Source organism: Paraburkholderia phenazinium (genome assembly GCF_900141745.1).
GTDB lineage: Bacteria > Pseudomonadota > Gammaproteobacteria > Burkholderiales > Burkholderiaceae > Paraburkholderia > Paraburkholderia phenazinium_B.
On sequence record NZ_FSRM01000002.1, the window covers coordinates 716,085 to 739,279 of the forward strand.

Below are 23,195 nucleotides of genomic sequence, written 5' to 3' on the forward strand. Positions count from 1 at the left end.
ATGGCTTAGGCTGCTGTCTCGCGTGGGACGGCGACGAAACTCGACGGCGACTGATCCCAGAGTGCGGGAGCACGCAGGTTGGTCAACAGTTGACCGGTTGCAAGTAGCTGCCGGAAGGCACGCATCGATGCCCCCGGTACGAGTCCGCGCTCTCGCGTAGCCGCGCTGCACGCGTCGCCAGCTGACATGTGGCACGACCTCGCCAGTTCAGCCAGCACTATCCGTTGCGCATGGCGCTCCGCCTCACTCACACCAACACGTTCAATGTATTCCCGCGCTGGATAGAGCCAGGCCAGGTTTCTGGCCCATACACTGTTAAGACCGTGGCTGAGGACGATGAATAGACGCACACCTCGCTCTTCCCAGTACTGGGACAATATGGCCAGTTCAATTTCCGTGTCGGGCCCGGGATCAGACACGGAACGCCGCACCTTGACAGCTTCGTCCGCCAGGCGTCCTTCCACGTCGACCGTCACGACGAGATCGGTCAGCAAAACCCTCGGATTGCCATACCCGCCCGGATGCTTCAGTCCCATACGCGCAGCGATCAGAACAGTCCTGTCTAGCTCGGCGGGGACGCGCTCGCGGATATCCATCACGCCCTCACGAAAATATTCGTGCAGGAACGTCGCGTATTCGGTGTCGGCCGCAAGATGGAATTGACGCTGACCGAAACGCCAGCATGCAACGCGATGGACTCGGCCCATCTTCGGCAGTTCCCGCACCACAAGCGGCGGTGAATATGCCATCCCCCGCAGTTGTGCGCATGCCTGGCGGCAGATAAGACGCTCACGTTGGCGGATTGATTGACCGAACATGGCAAAGCTCCATTGGGCCGTTGGGTGCCCTTGTCAACACCATCACCTTGCCGTATGCATTGCAATAGCCGCAGTCCAACGCCGAACGCTTCGGGCAAAGCACAAAGCATTACCCAAGCCCCTCGCATCGGCGCCAGGAAGGACAGCACGCCAATTTCACGGGACGTGGGCTGCCCACCGTTTAATACTACTGGACCGGGCCACCACCCAATGATCTGGACGGCTGGCAGATGACGACCATCACGCCGCGGGCGAAGGCCCACTGCTGGACGGAGGGGGACAGCTGCGGCTGATGGTCCATGATGACTGTGTGAGGCACCCCCTTCCGTTTGGAAAGGCGCTCTAGGTATGCTACCGCGGCACCTGCCCTGCATGGAAAGATATGTCCGGACGACAGCGGCTTCTGGGTGTACCAGTCATGCACGATGACGACACAATCTTCCGCAAGGTACCCTGCTGATAGCACCGTTTTCCATGTGACATCGATCCGCCAGATTTCATCGCCAAGACGCGTCCAGAATTCCCGCCTCGCCGCGCCTGAGCGGCGCCCCACAGTCGGGCGTGCGCCTTCGTCTGAATACGGCCACGGAATGGGCCTGATGAGCGGATTGCCGACCAGACTGGTGCGCCACGACGACGGTGGAACGCGGGACACGTCGCGGCCATTGTCCAGCGGTTTTGCTAGCCGCTTTCCGACGCCCGATACCGGCGACGCCCCAGCCATGAACAGATCTTCAAGTCGGTCCGATGCCGGCAGCGAAGCATGGTTAATGTGCATGCCGCCCAGACTGCGCTGAATCTGCGCGAACGCGAGCGAAGCACGGTTCACATTTTTGTTCCGCCCTACATGCTTATCAAGCTTGACTTGCTTACGGAGCTTGGCATTCTTATGCCGTTTGTCATGCTTGCCGCCTTTGCCGGCAATACGTTCGGTTGGCTTCATGAGTCCTCCTGCCTGGTGAAAATGTAGCGCCTGATGCGGCCGCGTTGGCGAGCACCAACGACGCATCTGCACCCATTGATACGGAAGTGCCAGAAACCCGCCGGGCTCTGAACCCGAGGGTGCGGCGCGACCCTCATCCCGAGCCGCACCCTCGCCCCATCCTTTTTCATAAGTTGTCCATAGTTATTGGTTCGAATGCCTCGCATGACTGTGTGCTTGAGGCGGCGTACCCGACAGCTTTTTCAGGTAACTGTAGTCCATGGCTGTCCCGGGTCAAGCTGGACGCCTCGGTACCGTCGTGCTTGTGCTGGCCGCGATCGTACCGTGAATAACAGACACTTATAATTTTTCACGGCGACCTGATGGCGTTGAAAAACAGGCCATTTCCAGGTCCGATCTGGCCATCTCCTTCCAGTGCTCCGCTCCACAGGACAATGTTTTGTACTGCAAACTATATCAAGATCGATACATGCAGAATCGCGCGAGTCATCGTACAACGGCGCTATCCTTCAGACCATTTCAGCCGCAGGGTCTTAAGTTTCTTTTATATGACTTCTCTGTATATGCCGGTGGTGGTTTTTGGCCTGCCGTGAACTGAACCGGCTGGACGAGATGAGGCCGCAGTCTGACTTCCGGCGGGACGCATTCTGGCGCCCCGATTGGCACGATAATGAAACTTAGCAAGCGTCGCGATCCGTTTCCCTTCGCGTTTTGCAGCTAATCCCGCTCATCGCGCTATGAAATCTGGATATCGCGCCCGCGGCCATTTTTCGCGCCATAATCGGCTGATGGGACGCGCGCCACTGAATTCACCCGAGTCGGTTCGCCACGCTGTCCAGCAGCTGCTGGATGCGGCGGGAACGGGCGTGCCCGTCACGCCCCTGCTGTTCAGACGGCTTGTGTCATCCCGCCGGGTGCGTGAGCAATTGGGCGGCGGCGATCCGGCGTGGATCGGGCGCCAGATTCGCGCCATTGAGGCCGAGGTAATCAGCCAGTCCACGGCACGCTTCACCGCGACCGGGCTTCCCGAGCCGGTCGCCGACTCGATGCGTGCGCTGTGGCTGATGGCCCTCGAAGCGGCCCGGGGCGAGCTCACTGATGCGCAGGCGGCCGCCGCGGAAGCGGTTGCCCGCGCCGCCGCCGAACGCGACAACTCGGCCGCACTGACAGCCATGCTGCGCACCGAGCTCGACGACTGGCAACGGCATGCGCGTGACCGGGACATGCGGATCGGACAGCAGGAGGCGGAACTGGCCGAGTCACGGCGACAGCTTGCCGAGGAGAAAAACCGGGCGCGACTCGCCGAAACCAGACTCCTTGAGGTGACCCGCGCCCACGACGAGGCGCGCCGTCAATATGACGAGGCGCAAGCGGCCGTACAGCGCGAATATGCGGGTCTTGCACGTCAGCTGATGAACGCGACGGATGAGCAGCGCCGGGCGCTGGCAGCAGCGCAGGCTGCCTTGCAGCCGGAACTGAAGTCATTGCGCCAACGGCTTGCGCAGATGACCGCGAAGTACGAGCAGCTGGATCGGGCGCGCGGGGACCCTGCCGCCACTCCCGCCCCTGGTGGCGGCCGGCCCGCCGGCACGCGCGATCATCCTGCCGGCTAACGGGAAGACGTGATGCGGCCCTCGGACTACCTGGACCTGTCGGCAGATCCGCCGTGCCGCCTGCCGGAGGGCATCCCTGCCGCCGTTGAGTATCTGTCCGCTTCCTTGGGCCGGCCCGTCTATCGAACGTGGAGCCCGGCAAGCCTGCTTGAACGCTACGGTTCCATGCGGGATGCAAAAATCGCCGAGCCTCAAATCTTCGCTCTACTGCTCGCTGGCGGGACCGCCACCCAGTTCTGGGACATGGGCCAGACCCGCACGCTGCCGTCGCAGCAGGCACCGCGGGCCGAGGTCGTCGTCGAGCGGCTGCTGCGCGTGCTGCGGGTCAGATTCCGCCCGGCCCATCTGTCCGTAGAGAGCCATCACGGCAGGAAGGCGGCCGGCGCCGCGGCGCTCCGCCCAGACATGCGACCGGCGGCGCCCGTAGTTGACGCCGAACCCTGGCTGGCAGGAAGCGGACGGTACTACAACCGTAACCCCTCGGCCAATTCCCTGGGCGCCCTTGACGACGGCGACGCCGTGCGCAGGTTTCTGCAGGAGCGGGCCAGCCATTCGACTCATACTCATCGCGCCTATACCGAGGAAATCGGCCGCCTGATCCGGTGGTGCAAGGCGAACGGCGTCCCCGGCCCCCTGTCGGACCTGACGCGCGAAACGCTGATCGAGTATCGGCAATGGCTTGCCGGGTCTTCACCCCAATCGCCAGAAGCAGGACGCGGACAGGGACGGGGACAGGGCGAAGCAAGCCAGCGGCGCGCCATGGCGGTCCTGCGGAGCGTGTTCGGCTTCCTGTCTCTCACCGGGTACCTGAGCGCGAACGCGTGCGCAAGACTTGGCGATACAGCGGCGGCCCGCGGAGCGTTCCGTCCGGAGCGCATCCTGCCCGAGGCTGCAGTGCAGGCTGTCGATCGCTGGCTGCTCGAACGGATCAGCGATACCGGCCAACGGATTGACGTCGCGCGCCGCGCGGCAATTGTGGCGATCTATCGCTACTGTGGTGTACGTCTTAATGAGCTCGCGACGCACGACAGCTACCCCCGCCTCACGGTGGAGGCGAGCGGCTGGACATTGACAGTGCTAGGCAAGCGGCAGAAGAAGCGGTCGATTCCGCTGCCCGACATCTGCACGCGGTTCCTCAGACAGTATCGCCTTGCATGCGGGCTTACGGCGACACCGGCATCGGGCGAGACCAACCCGCTGATCCAGGGAAAGCGCGGCAGTCTTGGAGCATCGGGGCTCTACCGGGAGGTCAAGGCCGCGTTTCAGGAGATGGCTTCAACGATGCCCGCAAGCGATGCAGCTGCCCGTCTGGTTCTCGAAAGCGCCTCCCCCCACTGGCTGCGACATGCCTTAGGAAAGAGGCTGGTGATCGATAAAAAGGTGCCACTGCCAATGGCGCAGCTTATCCTGGGCCACGAGTCGGTGGTAACAACAGCGGGCTATTCGCGCACTAACGTCTCGGAGCTGCGCGAAATCATGCAGAGCAGTTTTACGCTACCGTCTTCAGACGCTCCGCCGCAGACAGATCCGTCACTCACACGTTAGCAGGATTGAACAGCCGGCCGACCGCTTTCACGGTGAAAAGCCGGATACGGAGGCGCCTCTTCACTTTGCGCGTTGACGTGGCGGTGGGGCAGACAGGAGTTCGCAGACGTCCTTCCCCAGTGCAGTGGCAAGTGCTGCAATGACGAGCAGCGAAGGATTTCCAAGCGATCGCTCGATCTGACTCACATAGGTACGATCCAGCTCGGCCTCAAAGCTTAGACGCTCCTGCGAAAGCGCATGCTCCCGCCGGAACTTTTTCAGATTGGTCGCGAGATGCTGTCGTAGCGTCTCATAGTCGCGTTGCTTCATTCCTTGAAGCGTGCCGACGTTGAGATTGCTGGTCCACGGGATATAATCTACAAATTGATTTTATTGTGAGCTGAAGATGTTGTTGACCCATGCCCAGTGGGCCGAATCAAACCCCACCAAACAAAGGCTTTCCGCGCCCCACCGGCCCTGGCGGTGTGTTGGCATTTCGGCCGAGTCGCCGGTCTTTCTGGTCGACCTGTTCTGGGGACCTGAGAACATGGATGAAGCGATTCGAAGTGTGCTGGTATCTTCGCCCGAAGAACTCATTGAAATCGTGTCTGAATTCGGCGTGGATCGCTGCCGCGTGTTTCATCTGGGGCTTGCCAATGGTCGTCGAGACGAGCAGCCCGCGTTAACTGCAGTCATGGCGTTGCGGAGCCATCGGGAACCTGACAACCCGATGAAATCGTATGTCTATGCAGATGCGCAAGGAGGCCAGCACGCGTGCTTTTCCTGGTCGCCCCTCGCGGATGAGACTTCGGTGTGGGAAGAGGAACTTGTACTTAACACCCGTGCGTTGTGACGCCTGACCAGACCAGCCTGTTATCGCGGAAGCAGCCCTGCCACAATACCGAAATGCATGGAGGTGGGGGGCTCTCAACAGCCGGCGGTAAATATAGGCGAGACGCATGTCACGTAGTCGTGTGCAAACCGGGCGCGAATGATCATGGTTCTGATATGTTGCCTCCGCTGGCCGTTTGACGGGCCGCTGTCGTCGCCTGACACCCGCAGTCGTTGCGTTGGCCTGACACAAGGTCCGTCCTTACCAGCACTCATTGGGCTCGCCGAACTCACGCCTTGCGGCGTCCAGAACTCGCTGCGGCTCAATTACAAAAACGTGGGCCGGGGTTTCACCGTTGAGCAGTGCATGTGGCGAGTAGAGCCAGAATACACGTCGCCACCCGCCACGATCCTCCTCGTCACTGGGCAGCAGCTTCAGCAAATCCGAAACCTCGGTGCGCAACGCGCCGTAAGAATTGAACTGAAAGTCTGGATAGCGGTAAGCGCGCTCGGGCGCTGACCACACCCCCAACATTGCTCCGCTCGAGCGTAGATGCCCGAGGTACTGATCAGGGTTGCTCCCGGGCTGGATGCCCGCACTTTCAGCCACGCGTTTGGCGTCCGGCCAGTCCTTCGCGAGAAGTTCGTCACGGAAGTTAATGGATACCCGGCGGCTTTCATCTCTATCTGATTCCATTTCTTCGGAGGTCCTAGGCTATCGGCGGGTCTTGAATGTTGATTTCACGATAAGGCGAGGGTTGACAAAAGACCGCGGGTTTTCGGAACTTTGCGGACTGTTTTCAGCATTGTCCATCCACTCGCAAAAAACTCCATGTCGGCCATCACCGAAGATTCGCAGATCCTTGACGGTGTACCGTGCTTTACCGGTACCCGGGTAGCGGCCCATTAACATCGGCAGATTACGACATTGCAGGGCACATTCCCCGAATCGCGAAGGACCGTGTGGGGCGCGGAACGAGCCGTCCGCCACACGAAAATGGACAGCGCCTCGATCGGCCAAGCCGGGTTGTGGCGAGTGCGGCTAAACTATTAACTACCCAGTAGCCTTAGAACGGTGCGCTCATGGATATTGAGAAGATCGCCAAAGCCATCGAGGCCGACCCCGGCCGGCACATTGTGACCATAGCCGTCTCGACCCGCGCCGAGGTATCGAAGCGGTTCGTCCGCGCCATGAACGGCGAGTCGCAGGGAGCATGGGTCTCGTTTGAGAGCGAAGCCGCGGCGCGAAAGGCACCCGGGCCAGACTCGGCCGCGCCGGAGGTAATCGAACGCGCCCGGCAACTCCTCGCGCAAGGCGGCAGGAATGAACACCAGTAAAGCTCTACCCTCGACCGCGGCGGCCGACGCCGCCGAGCAACTGCCCGACCGGCTCCCAGCGCTCGATACGACGTAAGTCGTTCGCCTGTCAGTGGCCGGCCAGCAACGTCTGGCCGAAACCCTGTCGTTGCCGCGGGAACCGGTACCCGCGCTGAAGCGTGCCATCGCCCGTCACGACTGGCTGTAGCGTGATGAACGACGGCAGAGCCATCTCGGAATCACCTGTTTGTTTCGCGCCTACTCTAATAACTCCTTCTATCAAAGTAGCGGTCAATGCGCAGGTTACAGGTACTGGGCGCGCAGTGACCAGACGCGGCTGTCACAGCCATCCCGCAGAGGAAAGTCACGGCTTGAGCGTAAGTCTTCAACTGACATGGAACAACGAACCATGATGAAGGCATTCGTCATCGACCGATATGGACGCAAGAGTGACGTACGCGCCGGCGATATGCCGGTTCCTGACCTGAATGAGGACGACGTGCTGGCCCAGATTCACGCCGCGGGCGTGAACCCGCTCGATTCAAAGATCAGGGACGGCGAGTTCAAGCTGATTTTGCCATATCGCTTGCCGCTGATTTTGGGCAACGACCTAGCTGGGGTCGTTGTCCGCGTCGGATCGCGCGTGCGGCGACTCAAGCCGGGCGATGAGGTGTATGCGCGACCGCCCAAAGATCGGATCGGTACTTTCGCGGAATTTATCGCGATTGAGGAAGTGGCTGTGGCGTTCAAGCCCAAGGCGCTCACGATGGAAGAAGCGGCTTCCATTCCGTTGGTGGCTTTGACAGCCTGGCAGGCGCTGGTCGAGAAAGGTCAACTGAAGAAAGGACAAAAGGTATTGATACACGCCGGCTCGGGTGGTGTTGGCACCTTTGCCATTCAACTGGCCAAGCATCTGGGAGCGATCGTCGCGACGACAGCGAGCGCCGCGAATGCCGGATTGATGAAGCAACTTGGCGCTGATATCGTCATCGATTACAAGAAAGATGACTTTGCCGCCGTGCTGAATGACTGCGATGTGGTGCTAGATACGCAAGGCGGAAATACGCTCGAAAGATCGCTGCGCGTTCTCAAAACGGAGGGCAAGCTCATCGGGATCGCCGGCCCACCCGATCCCGATTTTGCTAAACAGATGGGGGCCTCCCTGTTCCTAAACACGGTGATGCGCTTTCTAAGTTATCCCATTCGAAGGGCGGCGAAACGTCGCAACGTCACTTATTCATTCCTGTTTATGCGTGCCGATGGTGACCAACTAGGCCAGATCGCTACGCTCATTGACGCACGTGCTATCAGGCCAGTGATCGATCGAATTTTTCCGTTTAACTCAACACGAGAAGCCTTGGCTTTTGTCGAAGCGGGACGTTCAAAGGGTAAAGTCGTCATCAAGATCCGATGGAGAGAGATATCTATTTGATTTCTCGCAGACCTAACGGCACATGCTCGACGTGAGTTTTTTGGGCCGCTGCATGCCAACGTCCGTTGTCAGCGTGGAGCCGACTTTCAAACGTCTTCAGAAGAATCAAAAGGAACGACGGCTCTTGGCCGAAGCCGGGCCGACGGCGAATTTCCACGACCCAAAAGAGCCGTTTGACGCATTTCGCTGAGCGTCTTATACCCGGCCCTAACCGGCCGCTTGCGCCGCAAACAACCGGATCAATGTCTGAGGGTCTACTGGTTTCGTCAGATGATGGTCGAAGCCCGCCTCCGCCGAGCGGATACGATCCGTAGGCAGCCCAAAGCCGGTGACCGCCACAAGCATCGCGCTCAGTCCAATCTCGGATTTACGCAGTGTTCTTGCCACCTCGTATCCGTCCATATCCGGCAGCCCGATGTCCAGCAGCACGACGTCTGGACGAAAGACTGCGGACGCTGCAATTCCCGACGTGCCGTCGAGACGCGTTTCTACTTGGTGGCCTTCAATTACGAGCAGCATTGCCAGGGCTTCCGCCGCGTCAGCATTGTCATCGATGATGAGTATCCGCTTTGGAGGGACCAGCGCCGCCTGCGCCCGTGCATCCTCCTGCTCCGCGGCCCCGGAACCCGAATCCAGCGGAAGATCCACTACAAATTCGCTGCCGCTCTTGCCATCGCTGATTGCCCTGACGGAACCGCCGTGCAGCTCGATCAGGCGCCGAACCACGGACAGACCCACACCAAGTCCAGCGTGGATTGGGTTACTCGCCGGTGCCCCCTGGACGAACATGTCAAAGAGGCTTCCTAACGTTTTGGGCGGAATCCCCCGCCCGTTATCCTTGATGCTTAATCGAAGCCGCTGGCCCACTCTGACGGCCTGAATTTTTATCTTGCCGCCGGGCGCCGTAAACTTTGCGGCATTGATGACAATATTTTCAAGGACCTGCGACAGGCGGGTGGGGTCCGCGTATAAAGTTATAGGCTCGTCTGGAAGAGAAACGGAAAGCGTGTGATGGCGCTCGTCGATGATCGGCTGGCAAACCTCGATGGCGCTCTGGATGACCGTCCCCAATGATACGTTCTTGCGATGCAGTTCGATACTGCCACTTGTTATCCGCGAGAGGTCGAGCATATCGTTCACGAGCTGCATCATCGCGCGACCCTGCCTCTGTATCACCCCGCCTGCCCATGCTTTCTGGGTCGCCGCGGCAGTATCTGAGGCAAGCAGTTCCCCGGCGGAACAAAGCGCCGCGAGCGGATTGCGCAGCTCGTGACCCAGTACCGCGAGAAACTCGTTTTTCCGCCGGTCCGCCTGCGCCAACCGTTCGGCCCGCTCGCGAAGGAATGCATTGCTCACACTGCGGTCGGTGAGATCACGCTCGGTGGTGGCGACCGCAACTGCATTACCCGCGTCGTTCGACAGGATCGACATAGTAAGCCAGATGTTGATAATCTCGCCATCTCTCCTGATCCGCTGGGTTTCGCAGGAATGTAACGCTTCGTTGTTCTGTGTCTGCTCGATAAAATCGAGATGATCCGGTCTCGCACCGTTCGGCATCAGATCGGACACATTCATGTTCAGCGCTTCGGATTCGCTATAGCCATACATGCCGGCGGCTGCCCGGTTCCATGCGAGGAAGCGGCCGCTGAGGTCAACTACGGTTACCGCATCATTTGAACCGTCAACGACGGCGGCAAGCCTGCGCGATCGCTCGTCGGCTTGCTTCGCATGGGTGATGTCGGTCCAGGTGACGACCGCACCTGCGGCCATGTTGCCTGGGTCGCTAGAAAAAGGGGTAACGCGCCGGACATACCATTCTCCGGTCGCTGTTTCAATATCCATGGTGGCTTGCTTCCTCAGGCCCGAAAGCACTCCATCCATATCCCGCGCCAATCCATCACCGAGAGGAGCACCGAGCAATTCCTTGATCGGATGCCCCACGTCCGCCGACGCAAGCCCCAGCATCCTGCCGGCACTGGGTGTAAATCGCCTGATCTGCCCTTGCTGATCGAGGAGCACCGTCGCGATCTCCATGCTGGCGAGGAGATTGGTGACATCGCCGGCCATCGCTGCCAGTTGCTCGACCTTGTGTTCGAGTTGCGAATTCAACAGACTCAGCTGCTCGTTGACTGCCTGCAACTCTTCTTTCGACGTTTCAAGTTCCTCATTGGCCGAGCGCAATTCCTCGTTCATGGAGAGAATCTCTTCGTTCGACACGCGCAGCTCGCTATTACTTTCTTCCAGCTCCTCGATCGTGTCGCCGAGCTCCGCCTGGGTCGTGCGAAGCTCGTTCTCGATATGCCACAGATCCGAGTCGGCGCCAAGCGCTACCGACGCCTCCAGGCGGTCTATCGTCTGTAATCTGGCGAAAATAACAAGGAACGCGGTACCCGAACTGGCAGTATCGAAGGGACGCGTCACAGTGATTTTTATGGGCGGGGCCTTGGCGCCTGATACGACTTCACTCACGGGAGCACTGGCCGGGTTTTGCATGGCCCGGCGTAACAGGATTCGCAACTTCAGACGCAATGCCTCGCGCGTCATGTCCAGGATGTTGCCGGTCGGCTCGCCCGCTGGTTGCGCCAGGTATTCGTCCGCGGTGCCGCTCACGTAGAGGATCTGGTGTGCGGAATTGACCAGTACAGAAGCGGCGTGTTGCTCGCCCAGCAGAGTCGCATTCACCAGTTCCGCATAGCCCTTGTTCCGTGCTCCCACGCGGGTCGCCGGCGGAAACTCCTCGCGCCGGACCGCCCTCGCGGAAAAACGGTAGCCAGAAATACCCGGTGCTGGTGTCGGACTGCGCTGGTAGATCCGCCATGCTTTGGACACCTCCTCGAAATGAGTCGAATCCGGATCAGTACTTTCCGAGCGTCCGAGAAACAGGAACCGCTTTGGGTTGAGTGCGAAATGAAACAGTTCGAAAACACGCTGCTGGGCTTCGGGCTCCAGGTAAATGAGCAGGTTGCGGCAACTGACGAGATCCACACGGGAAAAAGGCGGGTCGGCGATCAGGTTCTGCGGGGTGAACAGGACCCTCTCGCGGAGGTCCTGACGGATCTGGAAGCCACCGTCGTGCGCATGAAAAAAACGTTCGAGCCGAGTGTCGCCGATGGGCAATGCTACCCCCGGCGGATAGATGCCGGGCCGGGCGCGTGCCAGTGCGGCGCGGTTCACGTCGGAGGCGAGAATCATGAACTTCCGCCGTATAGCCCGCTTCTCGATCTCCTCAGTGAGCAGGATGGCCATCGAGTAGGCTTCTTCGCCGGTCGCGCAGCCAGGCACCCAGACGCGTAGGGGCTCTTCGCGCTCGGGTTCCTCCAGCAACCGGCTTAGTACGCGCGCGGATAGCGCTGCCCACGCTTCCGGGTCACGGAAAAATTCGGTCACGCCAATCATCATGTCCAGACTCAGTGCCTGCGCTTCTTCCTCGCGGCTTTTCAGTATCCCGTAATAGGCTTCCAGGCTGTCCACGCGGTTCACTGTCATGCGTCGGGAGATACGACGTTCGAGCGTACCGCGCTTGTAGCCTCTGAATTCCGAACCGATGGCTGAAAGCGCTCTGTACGCTGGCTCGAGATCTACCGGCTGCGGCGCGTCACCGGGCGACGCCAATGTCGCAGTTGTAGAGCGTTCAATGTATTCGGTCAGCGCCGCCGGCATCTCTTTAACTGGCAGCACAAAGTCAACCAGGCCGGTCGCGATGGCGTGTGCCGGCATGGTACTGTGTTCAGCCGATTCGGGCGCCTGGGCCATTACCATGCCGCCTTCGGCCTTGATAGCCCGCAGTCCTGCGGCGCCGTCCGCATTTGCTCCGGTGAGCACGATCCCGACGGCACGGTCGTGCTGGTCAGCAGCCAGGGACTTAAACAGCAGGTCGATCGGCATGGGGACCTCGCGCCGCCCAGCGGCGGGTGCCAGCTTGAATGCGCCATGCGACAGGGTGACCGATACCTTAGGGGGAATAACGTAGATGTGCCCCCCTTGAATCAGCCCGGCGTCCTCGATAACTGAGACGGGAAGCTGCGTCTCCCTCGCTAGCAGTTCAGCCAGGTGACTCTCGGCGTCCGGCGCCAGATGGACGACGACCACGAACGCGGTGTCTTTCGGCATCGCGGATGCCGCCCTGAAGAAGAGGCCAAGCGCCTTCAGCCCACCAGCCGACGCACCAATCCCCACAATGCGCGGAGATCGTGCCACACGCGCATCCGGGGCCATGACGTCTTTGGAATCGTTCATATAAAGCGAAATTTTTGGTTGTTCGGTGCGAGCGATACGTCGAGGGATCATGCCCGAGGGCAGATGGGTGTTGTAATTTTTATTGAGTGGCTGCACCGCGTCCCGATTGGAGCCGTCACTTTACCCGCAACCGCGTGCCTAGCAAGCGACGTGTCAGTGACTTGGCGCAGGTAACGGCGATGCTCAAGCCCCTGAATCGACCATTGCTCCATCTGATAATGTTCGTTGCTCCGGTGTCCATTCGCTCTTCCATCGTTCATCCCCGGATCTGAACCGATCGCTGCGTGCTTCAAATTTCGCTCGAATGCTGCGCCGCATCCAGTACTCGCGACCTCACCTGGCGACGCTTGCTTCGACAAGGAGCGGGGGCCGGTGGGTCCTATCCGTAAATGCGGTCCAGGCAACGTGCGCGAAGCAGGTACAAGCCGTTGAGGACCGTCTTGCTCGCCTGGATAAAACACACGCTGTGAACGCGTCGCGGGTCTGCGGGCTCGCGCAGACTGACGTATTCGGAGTGCAAGGTCATTTGCGTTTCCATTGCCACGATTTCCCTTTCCACCCTCGCCAAGAGACTGACGTAAGCGCTTTCCATATCGCTCCCACGAGTCAATGGACTTGCTCGTCTGTGTCTGCCCATATCGTAGTCCGAGAATTCGCGATCATGCTATCCAACGTGATATGACCCCTTAATCAATGGCGGGAAATGAACATTGAAGCCGGGGGCGGAACAGCGCAGGTCGAGAGAGCACTCGAACGATACCTGATCGCACGCGGCCCCCCGGAGAAAGCACTGGCTCACCGATGGGCAGACCGCCGGGTTATGTCGCCGGCATCGTCGTACCGCATGTCCGCAAACCGGAGGGCGGAAGCGTGGTTGGGGTTGGGGAGGCTAGTGGTGAGTTGCCATTCCATCAGGTACATGTGATGCTTCTAATAGGAAAATGCCGCGAGGTCTTATGAACGGGGAAGACATTGCGCACCGCTTGGGCGACATGACGGCCGCGCTTGATGCCATAGCGTTTCGGCTGAAAGGAAGTGGATTGCAGAGGGACCACGCCAAGATTGCAGCTGAAATTCACGATGTGATGAAGCTCATGGGCGGTCTAAGTACCCTAGGCTTCGTGGACTACCATTCCTTGAACGTCGCCAGAGAACTTGTTAAGGCAAACGAACTCAAGGTAGCGCTCGAACAATTGCGCCGGATCTTGGCGCGGCAGTCCGGTGCGAGCTGCCTTTAGCTATCCGGCATGGCCCATTGCTCCGACCACCTGCACTCTCCCGGCAGACGTAGACTCCCTAGCTCGCGTCGATCCGAAAGCACACCTCCCGTGTTCGCAGGCGGGAGCGTCCTCGCAGCGGAGCAGCGCATCGCCCATTTCGGCCCTAGCGAGATCCGACATTTACAAGTGCGATGATCGTCGATCAACGCCTTATTATTCGGAAACAGCATGCGATTTCAGTACAAGCACTTTGTGATCGACGCGACTCCAGACCTCGCTTCGGGTCAATTTTGGGCGCGCGCACGAATCGCTCCAGGTGCTCTCAACGAAGACGAGCAGCCGCCGCTAATTGATCAGCGAGAAATCGGGCGCTTCTCCCAGAAATCTCTCGCCGTGGAGCACGCGATTAACTGGGCTCGTAGTTGGATAGAGAGCCAGCGAACGCTGAGCTGATCCGGCCGCGCCCGGAATGACGCATGGAAGTTGGCCCAATCTCAGTCTACTTCGCGAGTCAGGAACTCGGCTGAAGCGTTTCAGAACGGTATCGCGAACGAACTATCTGCGTAGTAGGGACCGCAGTGTCCGTTGCCGGATGGGCATCGGCCCTTCGAACGCCATCGCCGGGCGTCTCAAATTGGCCGGCTGCCGTCTCATGCGCTCTGCATTTGCGTTGCGCAGCCTCGATCAGTAGCACGCGACCGGCTATTCGGGAGGTGCCTTCCTCATACCAGACCGGATTTCCACCACCAACTGGTAGGTAATTCCCGCGAAAAAAGTGAGGAACAGTGGCATCCCGACAACAAGAACGCCCCAGCCCGCGCCTCGCGACAAAGAAACCGCGAGAACGAAGGCAATCATGGCAGCAAGTGACAGATAAGCCTTTATGAACCGTTTGGCTATGGCCTGCTTTACAGTTGGCATAGGTCCGCAGCAGTCCTCCCACTAACGTTCTGATGCGGCTCTGGAGCGAGCGTGTGCTATCGATTGTCGACGATCCGGGTCACGATGTCGAGCGTCCCTAATTGGCCGATCACGGCCGCCGTAGCTCAGTCCGATGCAATGGTCTTAGCCATATACGCCGAATATGTGCTCACCGAAAATTTTTGAGCGAGTCAATTTGACAAACTATAATCGCGCTCCATTTTCCCGGAGCGATCCATGGCAGATACGGACTTATCATCTACCTCCTTGGGCCTGGCTGCGTATGCAGAATTTGCAGATCGCTATGCTTCGGTAGCACCAACGAAAGCGCACAACGCGCTTTACGAACGCCCCGCGACGATTGCTTTAGTCGGAGATGTCTCCGGTTTGCGCATTTTGGATGCGGGATGCGGACCGGGAATTTTCAGCGAAATCTTCGCCCGCAATGGAGCGACGGTCCACGCATTTGACATCACGCCGCGGATGGTCGAGCTTGCCCGCATACGTTGCGCCGGACTTCCGGTCACGTTGGCTGAAGGCAATCTAGCTGAACCACTGAACTGGCTGCAAGATGCGTCATTCGACAAGATCGTGTGTGCCTTGGCGCTCGACTACGTTGCAGACCTGGCTCCAGTGTTTAAAGAATTCAGAAGGGTCGCCAGTCCTGGCGCAACATTGGTGTTCTCGATGTCTCATCCCATGCGCGACTGGATGGACGAGCGGACGCACGGAGCCTGGACATACTTCGATACGTCCCGCTTCGGCATGTACTGGGGCGGCTTCGGCGAACCAAAGCCGTTCGTTCAGTCGTATCGACGCCCGCTTGCAGCCATACTCAACGATTTGGTCGAAAGTGGCTGGAATCTGGAGTCGCTCGTCGAGCCAAAACCGCTTGAAGAGATGAAGACCGTCGACCCGGAGCATTACGCAGAACTCTCTATGACCCCTGCGTTTATCTGTGTTCGGGCACGCTGCTAGGCATCTCGGTATTCATAGCGAGAAATAGCTCCGAATGTCGTCAATCTGAGAGGATGCGTCCACTGGCCGTTCCTGGCCGGAACTTACCAGTCAAGACCTTGCTGCTGCGGGGAGCGGCTGGGTCGCGCAACACGTCGCTCGAGATTGCGCGCGCGAGAACCGGTACATCGCGCGCCTGATTAGCGTGCGGATTACCACTGCATCAGATCGTACCGGCCACCACGCTATCCGCGATCTGCGCATCCTGCACCGCGACTCCGGTTAAATCAGCGATCGTGATCTGCATCGGGTCGGCGTCGTTGCGCACGCGCTCGCCGCTTTCCAGCGCCGAGCCGAGCTCGGTCAGACGTTCTATCTGAATAAGCCCGGCCGCCAGCGCATGCGAGACTTCTCCGTAGCGGCTGCACTGGGCAATCGAATCGACAACGATCGACGACGCTCGCGCGACGATGTGCGGATCGAGTTCCTGCTTGCCGAACGCATCCGCCCCGACCGCCGTGATATGCGTACCGCCGCGAATCCAGGCTGTTTGCAGCAGCGCTTGCCGCGAAGGCGTCGCAGTGACGATCAGGTTCGCGTTCGCTGCGACGGCTTCTGCACTGTGCTGCACCTTTACAACAAATCCCCGTCCGGCCATGTTTTCGGCAAACGAGGTGCTCAGCGCCACGGAAGGACTCCACACGTGCACTTCGCGGCATGCCGTCACCGGCTTCAGATATTCCAGTTGCAGACGCGCCTGCTCGCCCGCGCCAATGATGCCGATCGCCGTTACGTTACGCGGCGCGGCCACCCGCGCGGCCAGTTGCCCCGCAATCGCGGTCCGTATGCACGTCAACCAGCCTTCGTCCTGCAGCAGCGCGACAGGAACACCGGTCGTCGCCGAACACAACACGACGAAGCCGCTATTGCTTGGCATTCCCTGCTTCGGATTGTCGTAAAAGCCGGACGATATCTTGATCGCGAACGTCCGTGCACCGTCTATGTGGGCCGATTTGATGCAGCAATCACCATTGGCATCCGCGAACTGAAAGTTCTGCACAGGCGGTACCTGCGCGGTGCCGCGCGAGTATGCGATAAACCCCTGCTCGATCATCCGCACTGCACGATCGACGTCGAAACGTGCGACGATTTCATCCTTACTCCAGATCTTCACTTCACGGCCTCGATGAATTTTTCCAGCATGATGTTGCGCCCGCTCAGCACTACCGCTACCGCGCGTCCCTGATAGTGGTCCGCCAGTTTCAGCATCGATGCCAGCGCAACGCCCGCGGCGCCCTCGATCATCCAGCGGTCGGTCCGCGCGAGCAGCTTCATGGCCGCCCTGATCTGTTCTTCAGTGACGAGCGTGGTTTTGGAGATCACCCGCTGGCCGATGTCGAACGTGATCGTGTCCTGCTCGATTCCGCCCGCGGTACCATCGGAAATCGTGTCGCGCTCCTCGCTCTCGACAATCCTGCCTACCTTCAGCGAGCGGTACAGCGCCATCGAATTGGCGGGCCAGCAGCCGACTACGTCGGTCTGCGGCAGCAACTCCCGCACAGCCGCCCCGACGCCGCAAATCAAGCCGCCGCCGCCCACCGAGGCGAACACGCCGGCGAGCTCGATACCTGCCGACTGCGCCTGTTCGTGCAGCTCGACACCTATCGTGCCTTGCCCGGCAATCACGTCGATGTCGTTGTACGGCGAGACGAAGCACATACCCTTGAGCTTCGCCTGACGTCCCGCTTCAAGCTCGACCGCAAGCGGGGTGTCGTCGATCGTGATCAGTTCCGCGCCGAGCGCGCGAATCATGTCGAGCTTCACCGGCGATGCCGTGGTCCTTGCATACACCGAGACCGGGACGCCTGCGAGCTTGCCCGCCAGTGCCATGGCCTGACCGTGATTGCCGCTCGACACAGTCAGCACGCCATTGCGTCGGGTGGCGGCATCGAGCAGGCGGATCCTGTTCGACGCACCGCGAAACTTGAACGAACCCGTGTGCTGCAAATGCTCGCACTTCAGATAGACATCACAGCCGCTCAACCTGGACAGCATCGGGCTATACGTGAGCGGCGTGACCGCGACCTGTGGGCGGATCGCGCGATGTGCGTCCTCGATTCGCTGAAATAGCGCGTTTGTCATTCGTTGTCTCTCCAATCGTAATACGTCCCGGAGCGACTTCCGGGCTCGGCTGCCTCTATGTCGCCTAGCGGAATCGCTCGGGACGAAACGGATAGGGATCGGCAACAGGCGTTGCGCCCGTCATCATTTCCGCCAACAGGCGGCCTGACACGGGGCCGAGTGTCAACCCGTGATGGTTGTGGCCAAACGAGAACCAGAGCCCGCGATGACGAGGCGCAGCTCCGATAACCGGCCGCATATCCGGCGTACAGGGACGCAGGCCAAGCCAGGGCGCGTTGTCCAGCCGCCGGCCGAGGCCGAAGATGGGTCGGGCAATGTGCTCCGCCCGACCCAGTTGAATGCCCGTCGGCGCCGCCTCACGTCGGGCGATCTCGACGCCGGTCGTCAACCGCAGGCGTCCTTGCATGGGCGCGATCACGTAGCCTTTCTCCGTATCGACAAGCGGCACGGAAAGCATCGCCCGGGTGGGCTCGTAATGCATGTGATAACCGCGCTTCGCCCGCAGCGGTATGCGATAACCGAGCGGTGCGAAAATCTTGTCGGACCATGGTCCGAGGGCTACTACAACCTCCCCTGCGCTGATCAGGCCTTGTGATGTCTGCACGGTCCATGCGTCGGCCTGCTGGCGCAGCGTGGTCGCCTCGCCGGTCAAAAGCTGGCCGCCACCTTCCTCGAACAGTCGCGCGTAGCCCTTCGTCAATGCGCCGGGGTTGGCAACGCTCGCCGGATCTTGCCAATGCAATGCGCCACAGAAACCCGGCGCAAGACCGCATTCGCGCGCCTGGAGTGCGGCGGCATCGAGCGGTGTCACGCGCAATCCATGGGTACGCGCTTTCGCTTCGGCTACTGCGGATTGCCGTTCAAATTCTGCCTCCGTACGGAATGCCTCGAGCCAGCCGCCGTGATGCACGAGGCTGGCAAGACCTGCGCGTGCGATCAACGCATCGTGTTCGACGACGCTTCGCCGGATCAACGGAAACATGTCACGCGCAGCAGCTTCGAGGCGGCTCGGGGACGACTCCCACCAGAAGCGCGCGAGCCATGACGCAAACGTCGGCAGCGCCTTATAGTCCCAGTAAAGGTCCGTCGATTGATTGCGCAGATAGCGCAGCAGCGTAGCGGGATGGCGTGGAAAGGCATAGGGCACGACGGATGAGCTTTCGATCAGCCCGGCATTGCCGAAGCTGGTCTCCTCACCCGGGCCGCGCCGGTCGACGAGTGCCACGCGGCGTCCGCGATCCTGCAGATGCAGCGCGCTCGACACGCCAACCGTTCCGGCTCCCAGCACGATCACATCGAAATCCATCCGCCCGCTCCAATTGCCATGCCACTCACTACTTCGCGATGATGTCGCGCTTGAAGTACTTTTGCGACAGGCTGCTAAGCGTGCCGTCCTTCTTCAAGGCAGCCAGCGCAGCGTCGACCTTTCCAGCCAGCGCCGTGTCGCTCTTGCGCATGCCGAAGCCCGTGCCTTCGCCTAGCGTGGCTGGGTCCGAGAGCGGATTACCGACAATGGCGTAATCATGCCCTTCGGGCTTGCTCAGGAAGCCGGCTTCGACCGTCTGTGCTTCCTGGACCGCGGCGTCCAGACGGCCGGCAATGAGGTCGGAGTAGACCTGATCCTGGTCCTGGTACGAGATGATCGTTACGCCTTCCGTCGCCCAATGCTGTTTCAGGAAGTCTTCCTGCGACGATCCCTGCAGAACGCCGACGCGTTTGCCGTGCAGGCTCTTCACATCCGGCAGCAAGGAGGAGGCGCGCTTTGCCACCATCACGATCGGCACGACGTAGATTGCCGGCGTGAAATCGATGGACTGCTTGCGCTTTTCGGTGATGTTCATGGCGGAGTTGATCACATCGAACTTGCGTGCCTGCAGCGCGGGAATCAATCCGTCGAACGAATTCTCCACCCACTCGCATTTCACGCCCAGCTTCGCGCAGACCGCGTTGCCGACATCGACGTCGAATCCCTCGAGTTGTCCGCTGGGCGACTTGCTTTCGAACGGCGGGTACGCTGCCTCGATGCCGAAACGCAAGGTGCCCTGCGTTTCGGCATTGACGATGCTGACCGAACCCATCAACGCGGCAGCGACGAAAAGTGAAAGTGGAAGCTTCATGATGATTCCCTGAGTAGTTGAGGGTCAAGCGCAAGTGGAGAAGCTTGACGGTTGGGTACCCCGCGCTCGCGCGGCGAAGCATGAGGCGCCGGACAGTCTGCCTTCGCACCCATTCTGGACACACAGTCTATTCTGGACTAAAACAAATGCAAGCAATTTCAAAATAAAAGTCCAATCTGGACTTTTTAGATTTAGAATCGTGCTACCACCGCAAGCCGGCATCGCTCTGAGGAGCAGCCCAATGAGCAGCACAGACAAGGGTTTCCCGCTGATCGTCGGGCACAAGGAGGTGCGCAACGCGCTGCCGCACCTCGACGTTCGCGGTGCATTGACCCGAATGTTTCTCGCACTCGCCAACGGCAATGCCGTGCAGCCTCCTCAGACTCTCACGCTGTTCCCCCACGACGCAGGCGACTTCATTACTTACCTTGGCGCCGTCGCGGACACCAAGGTATTCGGGGCGAAGCTATCGCCATACATCGTCACCGGGTCGAAGCCGATCATCACGGCATGGACCGCGCTGATGTCGACGGAAACGGGTCAGCCGCTGATGTGGTGTGACTCCGCTCTGCTTACCATCGAACGTACGGCAGGCGCGACCGCGCTAGCAGTCGATTGTCTGGCCACACGCGCGGCGAGCCGACTAGCGATCATCGGCACAGGGGCGCACGGGCAGGCGCATTTGCGTCACCTCGAACCACTTCGACCCTGGGATTCGATCAGCGTGTTTTCCCCCGACCTTGCGCAGAACGACACGAAGCGAGCCCAGTTGGCCGCACTGGACCGTCGTGTGAGGGTGTGCAGCAGTCTTGAAGACTGCGTGCGCGATGCCAACGTGGTGGCACTGTGTACATCCTCGGGCACACCGGTGCTTCCGGATGGTCTGCTCACGAAGCCTGCGCTCATCACGTCGATCAGCACGAACGTCGCCGATGCGCACGAAATTCCGCCAGCATGGATCCCAGCGATGGAGGTCTATTGCGACTATCGGCGAACCACGCCTGCCAGTGCGGGAGAAATGAAACTGGCCGCACAGCAGCATGGCTGGTCTGCGCAGAACGTGCTTGGCGACCTGGCCGAACTCGTGTCCGGCACAGCCCCCCGCCCCTCGTATGGGCGCCATGCATTTTTTCGCTCGATTGGCCTCGGTCTGGAAGACGTGGCGATCGCGTACGAACTGTTCACGCACATGAGCGGACGGCGCGCGCGCACCGGTGCCTGAACGCCGTGAATGCAGACCAGTCGCGCCGTGGCATGCATTGCCCGTGGCAAAATGAGGCATCAGACGAACATGGATTGCGTGATGCCGCCTGTCTCCCCGTATCTCGCGCAACCTCAAATCTCATCCCTTACCATGCGAAAAGCCAAAATCACGCCCGCGCGCCGGCTTCTGCTCGATCGATACAGTGCTGTCGCCGATGGTATCGCCCTGCTGTTCTTTCCGTACGTCGAAATCGTCATTCACGACCTGCATACCCAGACGATAGCGTATATCGCGAACAATCTGTCCAAACGTGAGCTTGGTGATGAATCGGCGCTCGACGACTTCGATCAAACCGCCGAGGCGGGCACGATCGGCCCCTACGAGAAGATCAATTGGGACGGCAGGCGGATGCGCTGTGTCAGTACCGTTCTTTCCGACGATACGGGGGTCGCAGTCGGCATGATGTGCGTCAACTACAACATCTCCGTGTTCGAGGACATGAAGCATCTCATCGATCGCGTGGTTTCAGGAGCAGGCCTCGTGAAACAGCCCGAAGAGTTGTTCAAGGACGACTGGCAGGAGCGGATCAACACCTTTCTCCACGCGTGGCTTCAGGAGCGGCAACTGGCGCTGAATTCCCTGACCCGGGATCATCGTCGCGAACTCGTGGAGGCGCTGTGGGCGGAGGGTGCGTTCAAAGGAAAGAGCGCGGCCAACTACGTTGCCAACGTTCTTGGCATGGGACGCGCGACTGTCTATCAGCATATAAGGGATTTGCGAGGTGCGGCAGCCTAGCCACCAGCCTGCGCCTGCGCCGCTTCGAGTATCCGCAACGCCAGCAGGTTGGCCGCCGGCTGGCGGCTATGGGCGGGACGCTCGACTAGCCCAACTTCCCTGAAGAAGGTGGCGTCTCCAAGCCCCAAGGCAACCACCCCCTCCGGAAGCGACAACGCAGCTGTAGAGGGAAGCAGCGCTACCCCCGCACCACGCCGAACCAGTTGAACAATTCCCTGAAGTTCATCCAGCTCGATTGCCTCCTTCACGGAAATTTTTGAGCGGCGCAGAAACTGATCCACCAGTCTGCCATCGAAAGCGTTCCGATCGTACCGGATGAACGGCTCCGTCTCCAGCAACTCCCGCCAGGTGGAGCGTTGATGTGTCTCAGGTGCCAGCAGGAAAAACGGCTCCGATAGCAATACCCTCCACTGCAGATCTGCGGGAAGCGTGAAGCGGGGTTTGATGATCACCGCCATGTCCACCTCTCCAGAATCCACCTGTCCTAGCAGATTCAGGGAAACCCCCGGGACCAGCCTTACACGGCATTCCGGATTTTCCGTCCGGAAGATGGCAAGTGCGTCCGCGAGGAACGACGCCTGCGCCGACGAGATGGCGCCGACCCGGATCAGCCCCGCACGGGAACTCGCTGCGCTACGGCCCAGCTTCGAATAGGCCGCCATGATTTCGTCCGCTACAGCTAGCGCCTCATAGCCCGCCGAGTTAAGCACGGCGTGCCGGCCGCTCCGGTCGAACAGCGCGAGGCCCAGCTCTTCCTCAAGCCGGTGGATTTGCGCACTGACGGCCGATTGGGTGAGCCCGATATTGGCGCCGGCGCTTGCGAACGAGCCATAGCGGACCACGGCCAAGAAGGTCTGAAGTTCCCGAAGCATCGCGACTCATCAAAAAAAATGTTCACATGGGCAAAAACATATCGTTTTCGGTGGTTTATTTTTCGCCATAGACTACCTCTAACGATCCATCTTGAGAAGCAAAGAACTGCACCTGACGGCCTTCTAGGTGTGAACCCCAGGTGCCCCATGAATCGCATCGCGGCTCGTGCGCCTATCGTCCCGCGTCCGTCAGAAAAAGATTTTCAAACCGAGACCAATGTAAAGAGGAGTATTAACCATGCTTAAGAGCTTC

General features: G+C 60.0%; 20 protein-coding genes. 9 read left to right on the plus strand and 11 right to left on the minus strand.

The genetic code is table 11. The features are described 5' to 3' along the window. Window positions 1–5: 5 nt before the first annotated feature. Together BUS06_RS23225 and BUS06_RS23230 are read right to left on the minus strand one after the other, a co-directional pair. Window positions 6–818: a heteromeric transposase endonuclease subunit TnsA gene (locus tag BUS06_RS23225; RefSeq protein WP_074266774.1), complete on the minus strand. Its 813-nt coding sequence runs from the start codon at window positions 816–818 to the stop codon at window positions 6–8. A gap of 187 nt (window positions 819–1,005) precedes the next feature. Further along, window positions 1,006–1,761, minus strand: coding sequence for a hypothetical protein (locus tag BUS06_RS23230; protein ID WP_074266775.1), 756 nt, complete (start codon window positions 1,759–1,761; stop codon window positions 1,006–1,008). A 737-nt stretch (window positions 1,762–2,498) separates the two neighbouring features. Here BUS06_RS23230 and BUS06_RS23235 point away from each other — a divergent pair. Together BUS06_RS23235 and BUS06_RS23240 are read left to right on the plus strand one after the other, a co-directional pair. Further along, a complete protein-coding gene (locus BUS06_RS23235; RefSeq protein WP_083611566.1) occupies window positions 2,499–3,374 on the plus strand; it encodes a DNA-binding protein in 876 nt (291 codons plus the stop codon). Between the two features lie 12 nt (window positions 3,375–3,386). Next, window positions 3,387–4,919, plus strand: coding sequence for a tyrosine-type recombinase/integrase (locus BUS06_RS23240; protein ID WP_074266777.1), 1,533 nt, complete (start codon window positions 3,387–3,389; stop codon window positions 4,917–4,919). A gap of 60 nt (window positions 4,920–4,979) precedes the next feature. On the opposite strand, the gene BUS06_RS23245 is transcribed toward BUS06_RS23240, so the two are convergent. Continuing rightward, complete coding sequence (locus tag BUS06_RS23245) at window positions 4,980–5,228, minus strand: helix-turn-helix domain-containing protein (protein ID WP_074266778.1); 249 nt, start codon at window positions 5,226–5,228, stop codon at window positions 4,980–4,982. Between the two features lie 76 nt (window positions 5,229–5,304). Between BUS06_RS23245 and BUS06_RS23250 the strand changes: the two genes are divergently transcribed. Next, window positions 5,305–5,751: a hypothetical protein gene (locus tag BUS06_RS23250; protein WP_074266779.1), complete on the plus strand. Its 447-nt coding sequence runs from the start codon at window positions 5,305–5,307 to the stop codon at window positions 5,749–5,751. Window positions 5,752–5,991: 240 nt separating this feature from the next. Here BUS06_RS23250 and BUS06_RS23255 read toward each other — a convergent pair whose 3' ends face one another. Then, window positions 5,992–6,426, minus strand: a complete 435-nt coding sequence (locus tag BUS06_RS23255) for a hypothetical protein (RefSeq protein WP_074266780.1) — start codon at window positions 6,424–6,426, stop codon at window positions 5,992–5,994. A gap of 386 nt (window positions 6,427–6,812) precedes the next feature. Here BUS06_RS23255 and BUS06_RS23260 point away from each other — a divergent pair, with 386 nt between their 5' ends. Next, complete coding sequence (locus BUS06_RS23260) at window positions 6,813–7,067, plus strand: hypothetical protein (protein WP_074266781.1); 255 nt, start codon at window positions 6,813–6,815, stop codon at window positions 7,065–7,067. Between the two features lie 88 nt (window positions 7,068–7,155). Here BUS06_RS23260 and BUS06_RS38555 read toward each other — a convergent pair whose 3' ends face one another. Next, on the minus strand, window positions 7,156–7,278 hold the full coding sequence (locus tag BUS06_RS38555; protein WP_302050859.1) for a hypothetical protein: 123 nt from the start codon (window positions 7,276–7,278) through the stop codon (window positions 7,156–7,158). Between the two features lie 180 nt (window positions 7,279–7,458). Here BUS06_RS38555 and BUS06_RS23265 point away from each other — a divergent pair, with 180 nt between their 5' ends. Beyond that, window positions 7,459–8,478 (plus strand): NADP-dependent oxidoreductase, encoded by a 1,020-nt coding sequence (locus tag BUS06_RS23265; RefSeq protein WP_074269249.1) that lies wholly within the window; start codon window positions 7,459–7,461, stop codon window positions 8,476–8,478. Window positions 8,479–8,685: 207 nt separating this feature from the next. Here BUS06_RS23265 and BUS06_RS23270 read toward each other — a convergent pair whose 3' ends face one another. Further along, window positions 8,686–12,810 (minus strand): chemotaxis protein CheB, encoded by a 4,125-nt coding sequence (locus BUS06_RS23270; protein WP_254368940.1) that lies wholly within the window; start codon window positions 12,808–12,810, stop codon window positions 8,686–8,688. A gap of 860 nt (window positions 12,811–13,670) precedes the next feature. On the opposite strand from BUS06_RS23270, the gene BUS06_RS23280 reads away from it, so the two are divergent. Then, window positions 13,671–13,952 carry a hypothetical protein gene (locus BUS06_RS23280; RefSeq protein ID WP_074266784.1) on the plus strand — a complete coding sequence of 94 codons (282 nt, stop codon included), beginning with the start codon at window positions 13,671–13,673 and terminating at the stop codon, window positions 13,950–13,952. A 1,140-nt stretch (window positions 13,953–15,092) separates the two neighbouring features. Continuing rightward, entirely contained in the window at window positions 15,093–15,833 is a 741-nt protein-coding gene (locus BUS06_RS23295; protein ID WP_074266787.1) for a class I SAM-dependent methyltransferase, read from the plus strand. A 202-nt stretch (window positions 15,834–16,035) separates the two neighbouring features. On the opposite strand, the gene BUS06_RS23300 is transcribed toward BUS06_RS23295, so the two are convergent. The 4 genes from BUS06_RS23300 to BUS06_RS23315 form a co-directional block, all read right to left on the minus strand. Next, window positions 16,036–16,986 (minus strand): ornithine cyclodeaminase family protein, encoded by a 951-nt coding sequence (locus BUS06_RS23300; protein ID WP_074266788.1) that lies wholly within the window; start codon window positions 16,984–16,986, stop codon window positions 16,036–16,038. Next, window positions 16,983–17,954, minus strand: a complete 972-nt coding sequence (locus tag BUS06_RS23305; protein ID WP_074266789.1) for a threonine/serine dehydratase — start codon at window positions 17,952–17,954, stop codon at window positions 16,983–16,985. The genes BUS06_RS23300 and BUS06_RS23305 overlap by 4 nt, the downstream gene beginning before the upstream one ends. A 64-nt stretch (window positions 17,955–18,018) precedes the next feature. Further along, on the minus strand, window positions 18,019–19,260 hold the full coding sequence (locus BUS06_RS23310) for an NAD(P)/FAD-dependent oxidoreductase (RefSeq protein ID WP_074266790.1): 1,242 nt from the start codon (window positions 19,258–19,260) through the stop codon (window positions 18,019–18,021). Between the two features lie 28 nt (window positions 19,261–19,288). After that, a complete protein-coding gene (locus tag BUS06_RS23315) occupies window positions 19,289–20,071 on the minus strand; it encodes an ABC transporter substrate-binding protein (protein WP_074266791.1) in 783 nt (260 codons plus the stop codon). A gap of 241 nt (window positions 20,072–20,312) precedes the next feature. Between BUS06_RS23315 and BUS06_RS23320 the strand changes: the two genes are divergently transcribed. Together BUS06_RS23320 and BUS06_RS23325 are read left to right on the plus strand one after the other, a co-directional pair. Further along, window positions 20,313–21,293 (plus strand): ornithine cyclodeaminase family protein, encoded by a 981-nt coding sequence (locus tag BUS06_RS23320; protein ID WP_074266792.1) that lies wholly within the window; start codon window positions 20,313–20,315, stop codon window positions 21,291–21,293. Between the two features lie 132 nt (window positions 21,294–21,425). Continuing rightward, on the plus strand, window positions 21,426–22,070 hold the full coding sequence (locus BUS06_RS23325) for a helix-turn-helix transcriptional regulator (protein WP_074269250.1): 645 nt from the start codon (window positions 21,426–21,428) through the stop codon (window positions 22,068–22,070). Here the strand turns inward: BUS06_RS23325 and BUS06_RS23330 are convergent. Further along, window positions 22,067–22,942 (minus strand): LysR family transcriptional regulator, encoded by an 876-nt coding sequence (locus tag BUS06_RS23330; RefSeq protein ID WP_074266793.1) that lies wholly within the window; start codon window positions 22,940–22,942, stop codon window positions 22,067–22,069. The genes BUS06_RS23325 and BUS06_RS23330 overlap by 4 nt on opposite strands. Between the last annotated feature and the right edge of the window lie 253 nt (window positions 22,943–23,195).

What these genes read in the sequence shown, in the direction of transcription:
- BUS06_RS23255 (WP_074266780.1), bottom strand. Translation starts at nt 6,426, where the DNA reads ATGGAATCAGATAGAGATGAAAGCCGCCGGGTATCCATTAACTTCCGT.
- BUS06_RS23235 (WP_083611566.1), top strand. Translation starts at nt 2,499, where the DNA reads ATGAAATCTGGATATCGCGCCCGCGGCCATTTTTCGCGCCATAATCGG.
- BUS06_RS23280 (WP_074266784.1), top strand. Translation starts at nt 13,671, where the DNA reads ATGAACGGGGAAGACATTGCGCACCGCTTGGGCGACATGACGGCCGCG.
- BUS06_RS23315 (WP_074266791.1), bottom strand. Translation starts at nt 20,071, where the DNA reads ATGAAGCTTCCACTTTCACTTTTCGTCGCTGCCGCGTTGATGGGTTCG.
- BUS06_RS23260 (WP_074266781.1), top strand. Translation starts at nt 6,813, where the DNA reads ATGGATATTGAGAAGATCGCCAAAGCCATCGAGGCCGACCCCGGCCGG.
- BUS06_RS23305 (WP_074266789.1), bottom strand. Translation starts at nt 17,954, where the DNA reads ATGACAAACGCGCTATTTCAGCGAATCGAGGACGCACATCGCGCGATC.
- BUS06_RS23320 (WP_074266792.1), top strand. Translation starts at nt 20,313, where the DNA reads ATGAGCAGCACAGACAAGGGTTTCCCGCTGATCGTCGGGCACAAGGAG.
- BUS06_RS23265 (WP_074269249.1), top strand. Translation starts at nt 7,459, where the DNA reads ATGAAGGCATTCGTCATCGACCGATATGGACGCAAGAGTGACGTACGC.
- BUS06_RS23250 (WP_074266779.1), top strand. Translation starts at nt 5,305, where the DNA reads ATGTTGTTGACCCATGCCCAGTGGGCCGAATCAAACCCCACCAAACAA.
- BUS06_RS23330 (WP_074266793.1), bottom strand. Translation starts at nt 22,942, where the DNA reads ATGCTTCGGGAACTTCAGACCTTCTTGGCCGTGGTCCGCTATGGCTCG.
- BUS06_RS23230 (WP_074266775.1), bottom strand. Translation starts at nt 1,761, where the DNA reads ATGAAGCCAACCGAACGTATTGCCGGCAAAGGCGGCAAGCATGACAAA.
- BUS06_RS38555 (WP_302050859.1), bottom strand. Translation starts at nt 7,278, where the DNA reads ATGGCTCTGCCGTCGTTCATCACGCTACAGCCAGTCGTGACGGGCGAT.
- BUS06_RS23310 (WP_074266790.1), bottom strand. Translation starts at nt 19,260, where the DNA reads ATGGATTTCGATGTGATCGTGCTGGGAGCCGGAACGGTTGGCGTGTCG.
- BUS06_RS23325 (WP_074269250.1), top strand. Translation starts at nt 21,426, where the DNA reads ATGCGAAAAGCCAAAATCACGCCCGCGCGCCGGCTTCTGCTCGATCGA.
- BUS06_RS23245 (WP_074266778.1), bottom strand. Translation starts at nt 5,228, where the DNA reads ATGAAGCAACGCGACTATGAGACGCTACGACAGCATCTCGCGACCAAT.
- BUS06_RS23225 (WP_074266774.1), bottom strand. Translation starts at nt 818, where the DNA reads ATGTTCGGTCAATCAATCCGCCAACGTGAGCGTCTTATCTGCCGCCAG.
- BUS06_RS23240 (WP_074266777.1), top strand. Translation starts at nt 3,387, where the DNA reads ATGCGGCCCTCGGACTACCTGGACCTGTCGGCAGATCCGCCGTGCCGC.
- BUS06_RS23295 (WP_074266787.1), top strand. Translation starts at nt 15,093, where the DNA reads ATGGCAGATACGGACTTATCATCTACCTCCTTGGGCCTGGCTGCGTAT.